This is a genomic window from Salipiger pentaromativorans (genome assembly GCF_024721115.1).
Taxonomy (GTDB): domain Bacteria; phylum Pseudomonadota; class Alphaproteobacteria; order Rhodobacterales; family Rhodobacteraceae; genus Salipiger; species Salipiger pentaromativorans.
In genome coordinates, this window is sequence record NZ_JAMDHK010000034.1 from 1 (window position 1) to 14,018 (window position 14,018).

The 14,018-nt window shown below is 59.9% G+C and carries 18 protein-coding genes; 15 read left to right on the forward strand and 3 right to left on the reverse strand.

From position 1 onward, the window contains the following. Positions 1-448: 448 nt before the first annotated feature. Positions 449-706, reverse strand: a complete 258-nt coding sequence (locus M4578_RS25415) for a helix-turn-helix domain-containing protein (protein ID WP_017470289.1) — start codon at positions 704-706, stop codon at positions 449-451. Between the two features lie 124 nt (positions 707-830). After that, positions 831-1,082 carry a hypothetical protein gene (locus M4578_RS25420; protein ID WP_008327366.1) on the reverse strand — a complete coding sequence of 84 codons (252 nt, stop codon included), beginning with the start codon at positions 1,080-1,082 and terminating at the stop codon, positions 831-833. A 210-nt stretch (positions 1,083-1,292) separates the two neighbouring features. Here M4578_RS25420 and M4578_RS25425 point away from each other — a divergent pair, with 210 nt between their 5' ends. The 15 genes from M4578_RS25425 to M4578_RS25495 all read left to right on the forward strand — a co-directional run bounded on the left by M4578_RS25425 (position 1,293) and on the right by M4578_RS25495 (position 12,758). Next, positions 1,293-1,661 carry a hypothetical protein gene (locus tag M4578_RS25425; RefSeq protein WP_093363101.1) on the forward strand — a complete coding sequence of 123 codons (369 nt, stop codon included), beginning with the start codon at positions 1,293-1,295 and terminating at the stop codon, positions 1,659-1,661. A 43-nt stretch (positions 1,662-1,704) separates the two neighbouring features. Then, a complete protein-coding gene (locus tag M4578_RS25430) occupies positions 1,705-2,319 on the forward strand; it encodes a lytic transglycosylase domain-containing protein (protein ID WP_258095898.1) in 615 nt (204 codons plus the stop codon). Further along, complete coding sequence (locus M4578_RS25435; RefSeq protein ID WP_012187323.1) at positions 2,316-2,609, forward strand: TrbC/VirB2 family protein; 294 nt, start codon at positions 2,316-2,318, stop codon at positions 2,607-2,609. Before M4578_RS25430 ends, M4578_RS25435 begins: the two co-directional genes overlap by 4 nt. After that, on the forward strand, positions 2,602-2,880 hold the full coding sequence (locus tag M4578_RS25440) for a VirB3 family type IV secretion system protein (protein WP_009808059.1): 279 nt from the start codon (positions 2,602-2,604) through the stop codon (positions 2,878-2,880). Before M4578_RS25435 ends, M4578_RS25440 begins: the two co-directional genes overlap by 8 nt. Beyond that, complete coding sequence (locus tag M4578_RS25445) at positions 2,870-5,233, forward strand: VirB4 family type IV secretion/conjugal transfer ATPase (protein WP_258095899.1); 2,364 nt, start codon at positions 2,870-2,872, stop codon at positions 5,231-5,233. The genes M4578_RS25440 and M4578_RS25445 overlap by 11 nt, the downstream gene beginning before the upstream one ends. Beyond that, complete coding sequence (locus tag M4578_RS25450; RefSeq protein WP_197918508.1) at positions 5,230-5,397, forward strand: hypothetical protein; 168 nt, start codon at positions 5,230-5,232, stop codon at positions 5,395-5,397. Before M4578_RS25445 ends, M4578_RS25450 begins: the two co-directional genes overlap by 4 nt. After that, on the forward strand, positions 5,387-6,541 hold the full coding sequence (locus tag M4578_RS25455; RefSeq protein ID WP_258095900.1) for a lytic transglycosylase domain-containing protein: 1,155 nt from the start codon (positions 5,387-5,389) through the stop codon (positions 6,539-6,541). The genes M4578_RS25450 and M4578_RS25455 overlap by 11 nt, the downstream gene beginning before the upstream one ends. After that, positions 6,541-7,350 (forward strand): type IV secretion system protein, encoded by an 810-nt coding sequence (locus M4578_RS25460; RefSeq protein ID WP_258095901.1) that lies wholly within the window; start codon positions 6,541-6,543, stop codon positions 7,348-7,350. The genes M4578_RS25455 and M4578_RS25460 overlap by 1 nt, the downstream gene beginning before the upstream one ends. 14 nt (positions 7,351-7,364) lie before the next feature. Next, positions 7,365-8,021: a VirB8 family type IV secretion system protein gene (locus M4578_RS25465; protein WP_258095902.1), complete on the forward strand. Its 657-nt coding sequence runs from the start codon at positions 7,365-7,367 to the stop codon at positions 8,019-8,021. Between the two features lie 2 nt (positions 8,022-8,023). Beyond that, the gene (locus M4578_RS25470; protein ID WP_258095903.1) at positions 8,024-8,719 is read left to right on the forward strand and encodes a TrbG/VirB9 family P-type conjugative transfer protein; all 696 of its coding nucleotides are present in this window, start codon (positions 8,024-8,026) and stop codon (positions 8,717-8,719) included. After that, positions 8,716-10,095: a TraB/TrbI/VirB10 family type IV secretion system protein gene (locus tag M4578_RS25475; protein ID WP_258095904.1), complete on the forward strand. Its 1,380-nt coding sequence runs from the start codon at positions 8,716-8,718 to the stop codon at positions 10,093-10,095. Before M4578_RS25470 ends, M4578_RS25475 begins: the two co-directional genes overlap by 4 nt. A 4-nt stretch (positions 10,096-10,099) precedes the next feature. Beyond that, a complete protein-coding gene (locus M4578_RS25480; protein WP_258095905.1) occupies positions 10,100-11,083 on the forward strand; it encodes an ATPase, T2SS/T4P/T4SS family in 984 nt (327 codons plus the stop codon). Then, positions 11,083-11,271, forward strand: a complete 189-nt coding sequence (locus tag M4578_RS25485) for a hypothetical protein (RefSeq protein WP_258095906.1) — start codon at positions 11,083-11,085, stop codon at positions 11,269-11,271. The genes M4578_RS25480 and M4578_RS25485 overlap by 1 nt, the downstream gene beginning before the upstream one ends. Positions 11,272-11,402: 131 nt before the next feature. Continuing rightward, the gene (locus M4578_RS25490) at positions 11,403-11,672 is read left to right on the forward strand and encodes a hypothetical protein (protein ID WP_258095907.1); all 270 of its coding nucleotides are present in this window, start codon (positions 11,403-11,405) and stop codon (positions 11,670-11,672) included. A gap of 6 nt (positions 11,673-11,678) precedes the next feature. Further along, entirely contained in the window at positions 11,679-12,758 is a 1,080-nt protein-coding gene (locus M4578_RS25495) for a TrbL/VirB6 family protein (protein ID WP_258095908.1), read from the forward strand. Between the two features lie 204 nt (positions 12,759-12,962). Here M4578_RS25495 and M4578_RS25500 read toward each other — a convergent pair whose 3' ends face one another. Continuing rightward, positions 12,963-13,973: a DGQHR domain-containing protein gene (locus M4578_RS25500; protein WP_258095909.1), complete on the reverse strand. Its 1,011-nt coding sequence runs from the start codon at positions 13,971-13,973 to the stop codon at positions 12,963-12,965. Positions 13,974-14,018: the final 45 nt, after the last annotated feature.

Here is a 14,018-nt window from a genome sequence, read left to right on the forward strand (position 1 = left end):
GCTACGAGCCCAAAATCGGTCCCTGTATGCTAAATCAAAGCCCGATTGCATGGAAATCGGCACAGCCAAAACGGTAGATCAGACGTTCCCGAAGTCGATTTCTTGCTTCTGTTCGTCACTTATATCCGGCCGGGTTTCCGATACCGGCTGGGGCCCTTGGACGTCCCACATCACCGCATGTGAGCCTGTCCTCCAGCGATAAACCCAACCAACAACACTGCACCCATCGGTCCCGATCAGATTGGCGATCGCGACGCCCTCACCCTTATCTTCGTTCACTGTTTACTGGCTTCCTGCACTGCGGCGCTGCGAATTGCGGCGTGGGGTTGCAGAGCGTTCACTACGACCGCGCGCCGGGCTTCTTTGATGTTGGCTAACTGGTCCTCGATGAGGAAATGATCATCAGACCGGGAAAGTGGGTTCCCGTGTTCTCAACAATTCATTGGCTTCAAATCCTGTGGTCGGGCTCCGTGGCGGCTTCAACGATCGCCAGAACCTCGAACGGGTCAAAGCCGATGGCGCGCGCCAAGACGACCAGCTCGACAACGTCGACCCGGCGCTGGCCGCTCTCAAGGCGGGCAATAAGGGACTGGTGGCATCTGAGCCTGTCTGCCAGGTCTTTCTGACCAAGGCCCGCTTTGACACGGGCGTCGACCAACGCCTGACAGAGTGCCACTTGTCCCTTGCTTCTGATTGTCTTTGCCACGCGTCACATACCTTTTGTGACGTCGCTAGCGGATGAAATCTGTTATCTAAAAAGTAGATATATGAGGGTGTTATCGGCGTCTGGTTTCCATGGGCTGCAAGTCTGATGCTCCCGAGGTTGCCCATCAATCCCCTACCAATTGCAGGAACCGGCCATATTCCTCGCTGACTTCGCGCGCTTCCTCGAAGGCGCGGGCCCGTTCACCGTCGAGGCAACGGAAGTAGCTCTGGATATCCTGAATGTAATCTTCGAAGTCGCCGCGGATGATATCCGCATAGTCCCGCGCGGCCTGCGAATCGCTTGGCAGGAAAGGACGGGATGGCGCAAAGCAGGATTCCGCCAAAACCGGCCCAGGAACGCAGATCAGAAGGGCCATAGCTTGCAATGGGAGCAGGCATGTCAACCTTGGGTTTCTCAAACCTGTTATCTCCTTGATCGCGGACACTGGCCGAGACTAGTGTTTGCGTGACCAAACTACCGCCAAAGCATGATATTACATCTTGCGGTTGATAATATACTATCGTAACTCTGGGCTTCAAGTGGGAATGCCTAGGGTCGCGCCATTGGAGAAAGCGTGAGCCGGGCCATGAACTGGGACATCGAAGCACCAAATGTGGTTACGGAAGCACGTTTCCGCGAACTCGTGGAAAGCGGCTATAGCGCAGAAATCCTGTGCCAGGAATCGGCACATAAGAAGGGCCCCAGCTATTACGGGGTCTGGATCATGCGTGTGGTCTCCAACGAAGGCGTGGAGAAGCTGCTGGTCACGGCACGTACTCGGACGACCTATAACGACATCAAGATCCGCGAGTTCAAGACGATCTCTGGCGTGGTGTCTTTCTTCATTGGCCTTGGTTTTGCGCATGTCGACCTGCCGCTTGAGGCGGGGACAAGCCGTACGCACAAACTCGCCCCGCCAGACAAAGCCCCATCAGAAAAGGGCACTGGCAGCTAGCCTCGTCTGCCTCTGGCTGGTCACAGCGCCAGCTTCAGCGCAAATGGTCCTGGTCATGGAGAGCGACGGCTCCCTGACCCCGTCCCGCTCCCAAAGCAGCTTTGCTCGAAACTACAATGACGGGATTGGTCAGGGTTCGGCCTCCGATGGGATCGCAATCTTCGGCGAGGTAGAGGACGAGCAGGAGGGCGTCCAAGTTGCGGCCCTTGCCCGCCTGACTCCCCTGCCCCGCGCCGATGTTCTCTCTGGGATTCAGACCACGGCCTTGCGCTATGCCGGCCATCCGGGCCTGCGTCGAGCGGGGCTTTCCGTGACCGATTGGCTGGCTCTCTATCGGGCCAATATCGAGGTTGAGAGCGCCTATCGACAGGATGCGATCTCGAGCGCGGGCGCTATAGGCCTTGGCCAGCTGATGCCCGCCACTGCCCGTGATCTCGGCGTTGACCCGCGTGACCCGCTGCAGAACCTCGACGGTGCCGCCCGCTACCTCGCGATGATGTTGGACACGTTTGGCAATCCACGCCTTGCCCTCGCAGCCTACAACGCCGGACCCGATGCGGTCCGCCAGTACGGCGGCATTCCCCCCTACCGAGAAACCCAGAACCACGTGGCCCGCGTCATGGCCGTCGTGGCCCGATTGGAAGGATCAAATTCATGAGACAGATTTCAAACCTCTTTGTCGCCTCACTGGCGCTATTCCTGCTCATTGCCGAGCCCGCCCTTGCCCAAAGCATCGATCTATCCCCGATCCAAAGCTTGTTGCAGGGCATTGTCGATGCTCTAACCGGCCCGCTCGGCGTCGTGATCGCCACACTCGCGGTCCTTGGCGTTTTCTTGAGCTGGTTCTTCAACATCATAGACCTGCGCCAGGCGCTCTGGGTGCTTGTCGGTATCGCCGGTGTTGCCGCCGCCCCCACCATCGTTGCCGCGGTTTTTGCCGGTGGCTGAGCGCTCGCCCCTCTTTCTCGGCCTCGTGCGCCCGCCCAAGCTCCTGGGCCTGCCCATCATGTACGCGATGGTCTGGCTCTTCGGCTCCGTGCTTCTCTTCGTCTGGGTCCAGCATATCGCGGTGCTGGCTGTCGCGGCCCTGCTCTACCCGGTGCTTTGGAAGGCCGCAGACTGGGATCCGCGCTTCATCGACGTGATGATGACGGCGCTGCAGGAAACCCCGCCCACGCGGAACCGCAGCATTCACGGCGGGGACAGCTATGCCCCGTGATGCTGCGCTCGATCCCCGCACGATGACACCGGAGTGGTATGCGCGCGAGACCCGCCTCGCGCATATGTTGCCCTATGTGAGCTTAGTTGATGACCAGACCGTGCGGACCCGGGTCAACGAGCTTTTCCAGTGCATCCGGCTCGACGGGGTCAATAGCTACACGACCGATGACGCCTATCTCGACAAGGTGACCGCGCTCTTTGCCCGGATCATTGCGCAATTGGGGCCGGAGTTCAGCTATTACGTCCATAAAGTCTCGAAGGCGATCACGCCGGACCTCGAGCCGCTGCGCGAGGACAGTTTCGCGGGAGAAGTCGACCGGCTCTGGCGCAAGAAGCTAGAGACCAGCGGGCTGCGCGACAAGACGCTCACCCTTACGATCATCCATCGCCCGCCTCCAAGAAGCGTCCTGCCATTCCTGAACCACAGCGCGCCGGATCGCCTCAAGGAAGCGACCGAGAAGCGCCTTCGCCGATTGGGCGAGGCCGTGAACGTGTTCCTGTCTGGCCTGACGGAGCTTAACCCACGTGTGCTTTCGGCCAAGTCCGGCGAGTTGATCGGGTTTCTGGGGGCGCTCAATACCGGCCAGGAGCTGCCGCTTTATCCGGCTAACACCTATGGCTTCCTGTCCTTCAACATCGCCAATACCCGGGTGACGTTTCACGGAGATCACTTCGAGCTATCCGAAGGCGTCGTGGGACATCGCTACGGCAAGAGTTTCACCATCGGGGAATATTCCGAGGCCACCTCCTGCACCATGTTCGACATGCTGAACCTGCCTGTCGACATGATCGTCACGCACTCCTTCACACCGATCAATTCGAACCTCATGGCGGGTCGCATCAAACGGCAAAAGCGCCAGATGCAGGCTTCGCAGGACGCGGCCCTGTCGCTCATGGAAGCGCTCGACATTGCTGCCGATGATCTCGAGGCCAAGCGCCAAAGCTTCGGCGAGCACCATATGGTCGTGACCATCTTCTGCGACACGCTGGACGAGTTGCAATTTCTCAGCGCCGAGATCGTCAACGCCGCCGCCGCCGAAGGCGTGAAGATGATCGGCGAGCGGGTCGCCGCCAAAGCACATTACCTGAGCCAGCATCCCGGCAACCAGCCCAAGCGCGTGCGCGCCAGTGCCATCACCAATCGCAACTTCGCGGATTTCGCGGCCTTCCACCGGACCCAACTCGGCAAACCCGCCACGAAAACCCCTTGGGGCCGCGTCATCACCTATTTGCCCACGCCCGAACAAAGCGCCTACCGGTTTTCCTATCACGAGCAAGGCTCCCCCGACAAAGAACCGACCAGCGGGCATACGCTGATCATGGGACGACCCGGGTCAGGCAAGTCGGTCCTCTCGGCCTTCCTCATGACGCAAGCCCGTCGAGCAGGGGCGCGGATCTTCGTCTTCGACTACCGTTTTGGTATGGAGATGGCGGTCCGCGCCAATGGCGGGCGTTATGCATCGCTCAAAGCCGGCCAACCCACGGGCCTTAACCCGCTCTGGACCGAGACCGATGCGCGCGGCACCGCCTGGCTCTCGGACTGGCTCGCCACCCTGCTCTATCGTACCGACAAGCCGCTAACGCCCGCCCAGACCAACCGCATCCAAGAAGTCGTGCGTCAGAACGCGCAGGCCTCCAATCCGGCCCTGCGGAACTGGCGGGATTTTGCATCGCTCTTTGTGTCCACCGATGATGGCGGCGATCTTCACCAGCGCCTGCTCGAATGGACAGAAGAAGGCCGCTACGGATGGATATTCGGCCAGACGTTGGAAGACACCTTCTCGCTCGAAGGCGATGTGGTGGGTTTCGATCTCACCGGCATTCTCGACAGCGAAGCCGAGAAGGAACGCATGGCCGTCCTCTCCTATCTCTTCCGCCGTGTCGAGCGCGAGATCGAGGATCGCCGCCCCACCATCATCGTGATCGACGAGGCCTGGAAGGCGCTCGACAATGCGTATTTCGCCGAGCGGCTGTCGAACTGGCTGGTGACCGCGCGCAAGCAGAACACCGTCGCGGTGATGATGACGCAATACGCGAGCCAGCTCGAACGCACCCGGACCGGCAAGACCATCGTCGAGGCGGTGCCGACGCAGATCCTGCTCCCGAACATCCGCGCGCATGCCGCCGACTACGCGATGCTGAACCTCTATGAGAAGGAACTCGATGTGCTTCTCAACACCGGCAGCGACAGCCGCCTTGCGCTCATCCGCGACGACCAGGGATCCATCGTCGTCGATGCCGATCTGAGCGCCCTCGGGCCAAATCTCACCATCCTCGGCGGCATGGAAAAAGGTGAAGCGCTCGTCGGCGCCGATTACCGCGACCGCCCTGATTTCTGGAGGCTATCATGACCCGTATCTTCTTGTTCTTTTCTGCGCTTGGTGTGTTGGCCTCCTGCGCCCAGTACCAGGAGCCACAGGCCAACTGCTTTACCTTCCTCGCCTCGACGGCACCCACAGCACCTGATTGCACCTTCACGCCCCTTGGCGCGCCGGAGGGCGGCATTGAAGTCTAAACTGCCCCATACCCTCGTGCTTTGCCTGCTGCCCGGCATCGCCCTTTCCCAAGGCGTGCCGACCGATGACAGCGGGCTGACCGCCCGCGATATCGTCGAGACCGGAGATCGCGAGACCGACCTTGCGATCCAGGCGGACAAGCTGTCCGTGCGCGAGCTCATTGCCGAGATCGAACGCGAGCAACTCGCAACCCTGCAGCGCATCCTCGATGCCCAGACCAGCTTCGGCGGTCAGGGCCTGCCGGCAATGGTCTCCGGGCTGGAAAGCGGCAGCGGCGATCCAGCCCGTTCCGTCGAAACGGTCTACGGCAATGCCGAGATCGACCCCAATCCCGGCGGCGCACAGATGTTCGGGGATGCCGCCGAAAACATTGAGCAACTCATCATCCGCGTCGCCCAGGAAACCAGCGGTTTCGCGGGCGTGGGCCGCGCGGGCCTCTCCCCCGTTCAATGGCGCGCGTTGTTGCAGGCGCTCATCTGGCAGGAAAGCCGCTTCACCATCGGTGCGCGCTCGCCTGTCGGGGCCTTTGGCCTCACCCAGATCATGCCCGGCACGGCCAGCGATCTCGGGATCAACCCGGAATATTATGACAGCCCCTACCTGCAGGTGCATGGCGGCGCGCGGTATCTGGCGGCCCAGCTCAACATCTTTGACGGCAATATCATCAACGCCCTCGCGGCCTACAACGCCGGACCCGGTCGCGTGTTCGAATATGGGGGCGTACCACCCTTCCGCGAGACGCAGCACTACGTCCAGGTCATCCCCGAACGCTACAATCTCTATCTGAGCCGCATCGGCGGGATCGAAGCGCTCGGTACGATCGACCCCGCGCTTCTGGCAAATGCGAACCTCTCGATGACCGGGCATGGCGCGGCTTTCTATGGCAACAACTCGCCCGCCGCGATCAGGCAAGCTGCCCTGCGTATCCAAGACATCGTCACACGGATTTCAGCGACGGAAGACGTGCAAGAAAGCATCGCGCTCAACACCTATGCCCGCGCCGAACTGGTGCGCCTCGTCGCCGCGCGCGTCCGGCTTCAGGCGGCGCGGACCCGTGTCCTGAGCGCAGAAGAATTGGCGCAGGCCAGCGCCCGCATGGCCGAGGGCGCATTCATGGAATTTACGATCAGGGAGATAGACTGATGGGACGGATGTTTCTGAGAACGGCTTTGGCCACGACACTTGGGATTGGCCTGCATCTGGGAACCCTCTCCCCTGCTGCGGCGCAGGGCGTGCCCGTCGTCGACACGCAGAACATCGCGCAAAACATCCAGCAGCTCCGGCAGATGATCGAAGACGAGATCCTGCAGAACGAGCAGCTGACGCAGCTCCGCGAACAGCTTGCCACACTCACGGACCAACTCGCGGAGCTGCAAAGAACCTATGAAGCACTGACGCGCCTCGCCGAACTTCCCGAGATCATCCGCACGGAAATGGAAGATGAGTTGAACGGTCTGCTCGACCAAGAATTTGGCGACATCCTCGCTACCATCGAAGCGATCAAGACAGGCGACTTCTCCGGCCTCTCTGGCTCCGGTGCGGGCGAGATCGAAACCCAGATGGACCGGGTCCTGGCCGATCTCGGCTTTGATGACGATACCCTCACGGAAATGGCCACCAGCGGAAATCCCGGGGCCAACCGCGTGGCGACGCAGGCCACAACCGGCGCGCTCGTCTCGGCCGCTGCCCAGAACAGCTACGAGGACGCGGGCCAATCGCTGGAACGCGTCGACCGGTTGGTCGGGCTGATCGATGACATGGACGAACTGAAGGAAAGTATCGACCTCAACACGCGGGTGACGGCGGAGCTGGCAATTGCCCTCGTCGCCATGTGGCAGCTTGAGGCCGTGCAAACCGTGGGTGACGGCACAGGCGGCGTGATTGATGCCGCCACAATCGCCGAAGAACAGCGCTTCATGGATTTCACCTTGCCGGACCTTCGGGCCGAGTAATCGTGGGGGCATGAATGGTGGCGAGTGAACAAGAAATCATCGAGGAAGAACTGGTCTACGGTGCCTTGCGCCGCGAACGGCTCTGGCAACGCCTTGGCCTGACGGGCCTTGTCTTCGGTGTCATCGGCTGTCTGAGCGCCGCGGCGGTCTCGATCCTCGATGTCGACCCGCCCCCCGTCGTTGTCCCCTATGATCCTGCCACCGGCTTTGCACTCCCCGAAGCCTCGGTCGGCGCCTCCTCGGTGACCGCCAACCAGGCGATCATCGAGGCGGAAGTGTTCCGCTATGTGACCGACCGGGAGGTCTATAACCAGCTCGACAACGATCTGCGCATCCGCAACGTCCTGCGCCGCTCGGACGGAGCTGCCGAGAGCGGCCTGCGCCAGATCTGGAACAGCGCCAATCAGAACTACCCGCCGACAGTTTATGGCCCCAATGCCCGGCTTGATGTGGAAATCCTCAGCATCAACCGGATCGGTACGAACCGCGCCACCGTCCGCCTGCGCAAGCGCCTGACCTCCATCAATGGCGTCCAAACCGGGCTTTTCACCGCCACGCTTCTCTTCGAGTTCCGCCCCGAGACCCGCCGCTCCATCGATGAGGTCTGGACCAACCCCTTCGGCTTCACGGTCCTCGAATATTCCGTCCGCTCCGACAGATTGGAGAATTGAATTTGTTCCCTGCTCGACTTTTCATATTGCTGATTGCCCTGTTGCCCGGCCTTGCTTTCGCCGAAGCCATCCCGCGTGGCGGGCCCAATGACAATCGGGTGCGGCTGGCAACATATCAAGAAGGTCAGGTCTACCGCCTCAGCGTGTCGCTCACCCATGTGACCACGGTCGAGTTCGGGGAAGGCGAGAGCATCCGCTCGATCATTGCGGGCGACACGGAAGGCTTCGAGATCGACGGCGTACCCGGCGGTCAGGCCTTCGCGATCAAGCCGGTGGCGCGCGGGGTGCATACCAATGTGACCGTCTACACGAACAGGCGCAGTTATTACTTTAACGTCCAGGAGACCCGCAGTCCGACCTTTTACGTGGTCCAGTTCCGCTACCCCGAAGACAATACGCGGCCCACACGTGCCATCGCGGCCCAAGCGCCGAACTATAATTACGGTGCCAGCGCGCGGACCGAGTTCACCCCCACCCGTGTCTGGGATGACGGGACCTTTACGTATTTCGAATTTCCGCGGAACGCGCCGGTGCCTGCGATCTTCCGCTACGCCAATGGCCGTGAGCGCACGGTCAACACGCAAGCCACCGAGGACGGCGTGATCCGGGTTTCAGGCGTGAACCGACAATGGGTGCTGCGGATCGGGGAGGAGGCGGTCTGCATCGAGGCCACACCACCTGCGGGGGTAGGCTCATGAGCGATACTGGAAACGCAGACCTCGAGAAACGCCTCGCCGCGCTCGCACAAGGCAAAGGCGCGAGCTCACCCCCTGCCCCACGGCGCTCACCGCTGCTCGCTTTGGTCGTCATCCTCGTGATCGGCGCGGGCGGCGCGCTGCTCTATCTCCTCTCCCAGCCCGAGGAAGAGGAAGCCCTGCCCACGGCCACGCCGGACGTGTTCCAAAACGAAGGTGACGGGTTTGGTGCCATTGAAACCCTCCCGCCACCTGAGCCCGAAGTCGTTCTGGTCGCACCGGAACCGGTGGAACCCAATGCCGAGCTTTTGGCGCAACTCGCTGCCCTTCAGGCCCAGATCGAGGAATTGCGCAATGCGCCTGAACCCGTCGTCGAAGAAGATACCGCTGCCGCCGAAGCCATTGATGCGCTGACAGCCCAGATCGCCGCCTTGCAAGCCGCGTCAGAAGCCGCGCAGCAGCAGTTCCGAGACGAGCTCACGGCGCGCGATCGCGAGCTAGAACAACTCCGCATGGACCTCGAACTTGCGCAGCTTGAGGCCAACCGGCCCCTTCCGGCACCCATCGGCCCCACTGAGGACGAATTGCGCGCGCGGGAAGAAGAGCGGCTGCGGCGCGAGGAAGAGGCACGGCGGCTGGCGGAACTCGAACGCCGCGCGGCGGAGGAACGGGCGTTTCAGGAACGCCGCATCACCTCGCCCACCATCGCCTTTGGTGGCACCTCGGGCGCGAATGAAGCCGCGCTGACCGAGCGCACCTTCGGGGAAGTGACGGATTTTGTGCTGAATGGCGCGCTGCCCACGTCGGTGACGCAGGCAGAAGTCATCGCCAACCCGTCCAACACCATCATACAGGGCACAATGATCCAGGCCGTCATGGAAACCGCCCTCGACAGCTCCCTGCCCGGCCAAACCCGTGCCGTCGTTTCCGAAGATGTCTACAGCTTCGACGGCTCTCGTCTCCTGATCCCGCGCGGGTCCAGTCTCATCGGGCGGTATCGTTCGGGGGTCGATATCGCGCAGCGTCGGGTCACGATCGCTTGGGATCGTATCATCCTGCCCGACAATCAAACCATCCAGATCAGCTCCTTCGGGGGTGACGAATTGGGCCGCTCCGGCGTGACGGGTTTTGTCGACACCCGCTTCGATGAGCGTTTCGGCTCAGCGGCGTTAATATCACTGATCTCCGCCGCGCCAAGCGCTGCTGCTGTAAACGTCCAGGATGAGACCGCCGCGGACGTGCTCGAAGACGTGGGCGATGATCTGGCCGATGCCACGGACAGCGTGATTGGCGACTACCTTTCGATCGGTCCTGTCATCTATGTCGACCAAGGTGCCCGCGTCACCGTGATGGTCGATCGCGATCTGGAGATATTCTGAGCCAATGTCGCTGAGCTATCTCCAGACCTCTCTCGACCGGATCGATGCCGCCGCCCGCGACGATGTCATCGAGATCTGTATCAACCCCGATGGCAGCTGCTGGGGAGAATTCCAAGGCGATCATTTCATGCGCAAGCTGGAACAGGCGTTGACCGCAACCGAAGTGAAAGACCTCGGCAACCAGATCGCCTCTTCTGCCAATACCACGATGAGCAAGGACCGCCCCATCGTCTCGGTCTCAATCACCTACAAGGGGCGCCCGATCCGCGCACAGGTCATCACCCCGCCCGCCGTGTTAACGGCGATGTCGATCAGTCTTCGGTTCTTTTCCAGCTTGCCGCTCGACGGGATCGCACTCGACTTTCTCTATGGCAAAGAACGCAAGCTCGAAGAACTCCGCCTCGAGAAAACCCGGGAACTGCGCGAGGTGGTGGCCGCAGGCGTCATCGACGATGCGCTAGCCTTCTGCGTCGACAACAAGCTCAACATGATCGTCTCGGGTGGCACCTCCACCGGCAAGACCGTGGCTGCGCGCAAGATCCTCTCTCACGTGCCATCAGAGGAACGGATCGTCACCATCGAGGAAGCCGCCGAGCTTCTGCCGACGCAACCGAATGCCGTGACTCTGATCGCCAATCGTGACGCGGAGTTCCAGACTGCCGATGTGCTGCTCACCGCGACGCTGCGGATGCGGCCTGACCGGATCATCCTCGGCGAGGTACGCGGCAAGGAGGCCATGACCTTTCTGGAAGCCATCAACACCGGCCATGGCGGATCCATGACCACACTCCATGCCGAAACCCCGCAACTTGCCGTGCAGCGGCTCGCGATCGCGGCACTCAAGACCGAAATCCCGATGACCTATGCCGACATGATCCAGTACATCGAAAATTCCATCGATGTTATCATCCAGGCCGGTCGCCATGACGGTCGGCGCGGCATTACCGAATTCTACCTTCCCGGCGCTAGTGAGACTGGAGCTTCCTAATGAAGACCTTTGAATACGACATCCTGTTTTTCCAGGTGAAGAAGCAAAAGGACTACGACGCGATGCGAAGCGCCTTGAATGAGCGCGGCGCGGAGGGATGGGAAATCATTACAGCTGAAGCAGGTGACTACGGCTACACCACGTTCTTGAAGCGAGAATCTTTGGCGACGAAGGCGGCTTCAGAATGATGCGGGTCCTTACGACTGCAGGCCTGCTCGTTGTCCTCGGCGCAACCGCTGGCGTCGCTCAACGGAATCTGATCCCAACTCTCGACAAACAGCCAGATGTCTGTCCCGACCAGCCCCCGGAGCCACAGTGGATGCAAGACATCGATGTGCGCGATTCCCACAAACGGCTCCTGATCCAACAAATTTATCGTGCGCAGAGCATGCAACGCATCGTTGAAGCCCGAAGCTGTGAATGTCCCACACGATATCCTTCTTGGGCAGCAGCCGAACAGGTCTACGTCGAGCATTTCGCCGCATTTGAATACTGGGACATCGTGGAAGCGGCGTCAGAATACAGACGCCAGGCAAATCAGCTTCGACGCGAAGCCATGCCAATCTGCGACGCCGCTGGAAACTGGTAGGGTTTCATGAGTGTCGTCACCTACTTCGTAGAAACGGCCGAAGGCTATCTCAATACCGCTGCTGAGACGCAATTCGGTGCGGTCGCCGCAACAGTCGGAACGACGCTGGTTCTCGGCACCACACTTGTTGTCATTCTCGTTTTCATCAACACTATCTACCAGTATCGCGCCATGGACGGGCGCACGGCCTTTTGGCTGGCCGTGAAAGTCGGGCTGATAGGTGTCTTTGCAACGAACTGGGTGCAGTTCAACATCCTTGCCGCGTCGATCCTGAACGGGATCGATAGCATTGCCGGGTCGCTCGTGGCCTCCGTCGGCGGCGGGTCACCTGGCCCATCTGGCACCTTTGCAGAGGAGTTCGATGACCTGATCGCGGCGCTCGGGGACTACCTGAATGCTGCGGGATCTGAACTGAACTGGATGGCCGGTGCCCTGTTGGACACCCTTGGGGTTTTGCTGCTCTCGATCCTCGGTGGCTTGGCTGCGTTCATCGTCGTTGCGTCCAGGCTCATGATCGCTCTGCTAATTGGGATTGCACCGATCATGATCTTCCTAACCCTCTTTGAAGTGACCAAGGATTATTTCGCGCGCTGGCTTTCGGCGCTGATTTCCTTTGCGATGTACCCGATTGTTGTTGCCGGCGTGTTCGCAACGATCACGGGTGTGTCGCGTGCCTTACTTGCCGAGCTCGGAGACCCGGAAGGCGCCTCCAATATCGGCGCGCTCATTCCGTTCTTCATGATGGTGCTGATGGCAAAGGGGTTCATCATAGCAACGCCCTTCCTGGTTCGGGCGATTTCGGGAAACATCATGATGCCAGCACTCTCAGCTGGCTTCGGAGGAAGCTATGCCTTTGCCCGAGGGCTTGCAGGCAGCCAACAGGTCTACAACCGCTACGCCATCGGAGGCGCCACCGGGGCCGAATACGCAGCTCTGCGCGCGCGTCAATTCTTTGGTGTGCAAGCGTTGCCAAGCCGACCCAATACTGCGGGCGGGCCAACCAAAGCCCCTCCCGGCGACGCGACCGGAACCGGCGCTCGGATGCTGGCGCAGCTTTCAAGGTTGGGTCGTCTCGGCAGACGGTGAACAGACTAGATGCGGACTTTTTTGCGCGACAGTTAAGCTCTGCAACTTAGCTCCTCCAAACGCACTAATCGCTACAACAGCGATAGGTTGCGCCGTTCAGCAACGGCAGTGCGGGAGATTGGCGGCCTTGTGCAAATGCAACTTGCGCTCGCAGACTGTAGAGAATGCTTCATTTTGGAGGTCAGGGCAGATTCTTAGGCTGTTTCAAATTCCTATAACCTTCTCAATTTCTTTACGTATGAAGGTCCTGCCAGAACCTGAGGCATTTTGGAATTCAGTTGAGGAGAAATCGATCTTTTTGGCCGGGCTCAGAATTTCTTCAAAGTAACCAGAGCTTATGTCCCTATTCTCAAATGCATCCGATGCTAGCTTTCGTAGAATGTCGAAAATGGCTTGCACACCTACGGTTCGAAAAATGTACGAGCCCTCATTCGCGTCTTCCCAAAAAACTCTGTCTGCCGCTTTTAGATAGTTTAGAACCATCTTGAAGATCACTGCGTCGTTACCTTCGATGTAAGCGCTTCTCAGGGGAGATTTGTCCTTTGGGCCTTGCAATAGAACATTTCTGGTATGGGCGTCGCCTTCTCGCATCAGATTGGCGTCTCGCTTCGGATTGCTCGAATAGAGCCTCATAATTCCGTCAACTGCAACGGCAGTCGAAATTCGCCATGTGGCTTCAGCGGCGATCTTCTCCAATCTCGAGTCCCGCTTCGGCGCGACCATGATGCGGCCTCGCAAGGGTGAGTCTGTGTCTGTTGCCAACTTTCGAGCAAAAAAGACGGCCAACTTGTCTGGCGTCCAATACTCCTCTGGTTCGTCAGAAACGTTATACCCGAACAGTTCAAACGTCAGACTGCGGTCTACCCGTTTCTGCGTGGAGTTAATGGTTGCAAAGATTTGGGCTTGCAGAGCTTTGGGCAGGTCAATGAAGATGGAACAAATCAGGTTCATGCTCCGCAGAGCTTCCGGATTAGCTTTTGCAAAAGAAAACAACCTGTGTTGACCATCAATCACCGCTGCAAGCTTTGCGTCCGATGGGATAGTTAGCTTGTGACAACCGTCATCAGATACCTGAACGGTCCATGCGCTAGAGACATCTTTGGACTCTTCGCCTTCCTCCTCCGCGATGTCTTCATTCTCGGTTTGATCGAATCCGGTCTCACGATCATAGTTAGGGAAGGTCTGAAAAACCTCGCGCTCTGAGGGGTTTGGTATAGACTTTGCGGGACGAAGAAGGAAGCCCCATCATGCCCAAGCAGC

Bases quoted from the DNA above. Each gene is read 5' to 3' on its own strand.
- M4578_RS25490 (WP_258095907.1), top strand. From the start codon at position 11,403: ATGCAAGACATCGATGTGCGCGATTCCCACAAACGGCTCCTGATCCAA.
- M4578_RS25420 (WP_008327366.1), bottom strand. From the start codon at position 1,082: ATGGCCCTTCTGATCTGCGTTCCTGGGCCGGTTTTGGCGGAATCCTGC.
- M4578_RS25445 (WP_258095899.1), top strand. From the start codon at position 2,870: ATGCCCCGTGATGCTGCGCTCGATCCCCGCACGATGACACCGGAGTGG.
- M4578_RS25450 (WP_197918508.1), top strand. From the start codon at position 5,230: ATGACCCGTATCTTCTTGTTCTTTTCTGCGCTTGGTGTGTTGGCCTCC.
- M4578_RS25485 (WP_258095906.1), top strand. From the start codon at position 11,083: ATGAAGACCTTTGAATACGACATCCTGTTTTTCCAGGTGAAGAAGCAA.
- M4578_RS25475 (WP_258095904.1), top strand. From the start codon at position 8,716: ATGAGCGATACTGGAAACGCAGACCTCGAGAAACGCCTCGCCGCGCTC.
- M4578_RS25460 (WP_258095901.1), top strand. From the start codon at position 6,541: ATGGGACGGATGTTTCTGAGAACGGCTTTGGCCACGACACTTGGGATT.
- M4578_RS25480 (WP_258095905.1), top strand. From the start codon at position 10,100: ATGTCGCTGAGCTATCTCCAGACCTCTCTCGACCGGATCGATGCCGCC.
- M4578_RS25435 (WP_012187323.1), top strand. From the start codon at position 2,316: ATGAGACAGATTTCAAACCTCTTTGTCGCCTCACTGGCGCTATTCCTG.
- M4578_RS25495 (WP_258095908.1), top strand. From the start codon at position 11,679: ATGAGTGTCGTCACCTACTTCGTAGAAACGGCCGAAGGCTATCTCAAT.
- M4578_RS25425 (WP_093363101.1), top strand. From the start codon at position 1,293: ATGAACTGGGACATCGAAGCACCAAATGTGGTTACGGAAGCACGTTTC.
- M4578_RS25430 (WP_258095898.1), top strand. From the start codon at position 1,705: ATGGTCCTGGTCATGGAGAGCGACGGCTCCCTGACCCCGTCCCGCTCC.
- M4578_RS25465 (WP_258095902.1), top strand. From the start codon at position 7,365: ATGGTGGCGAGTGAACAAGAAATCATCGAGGAAGAACTGGTCTACGGT.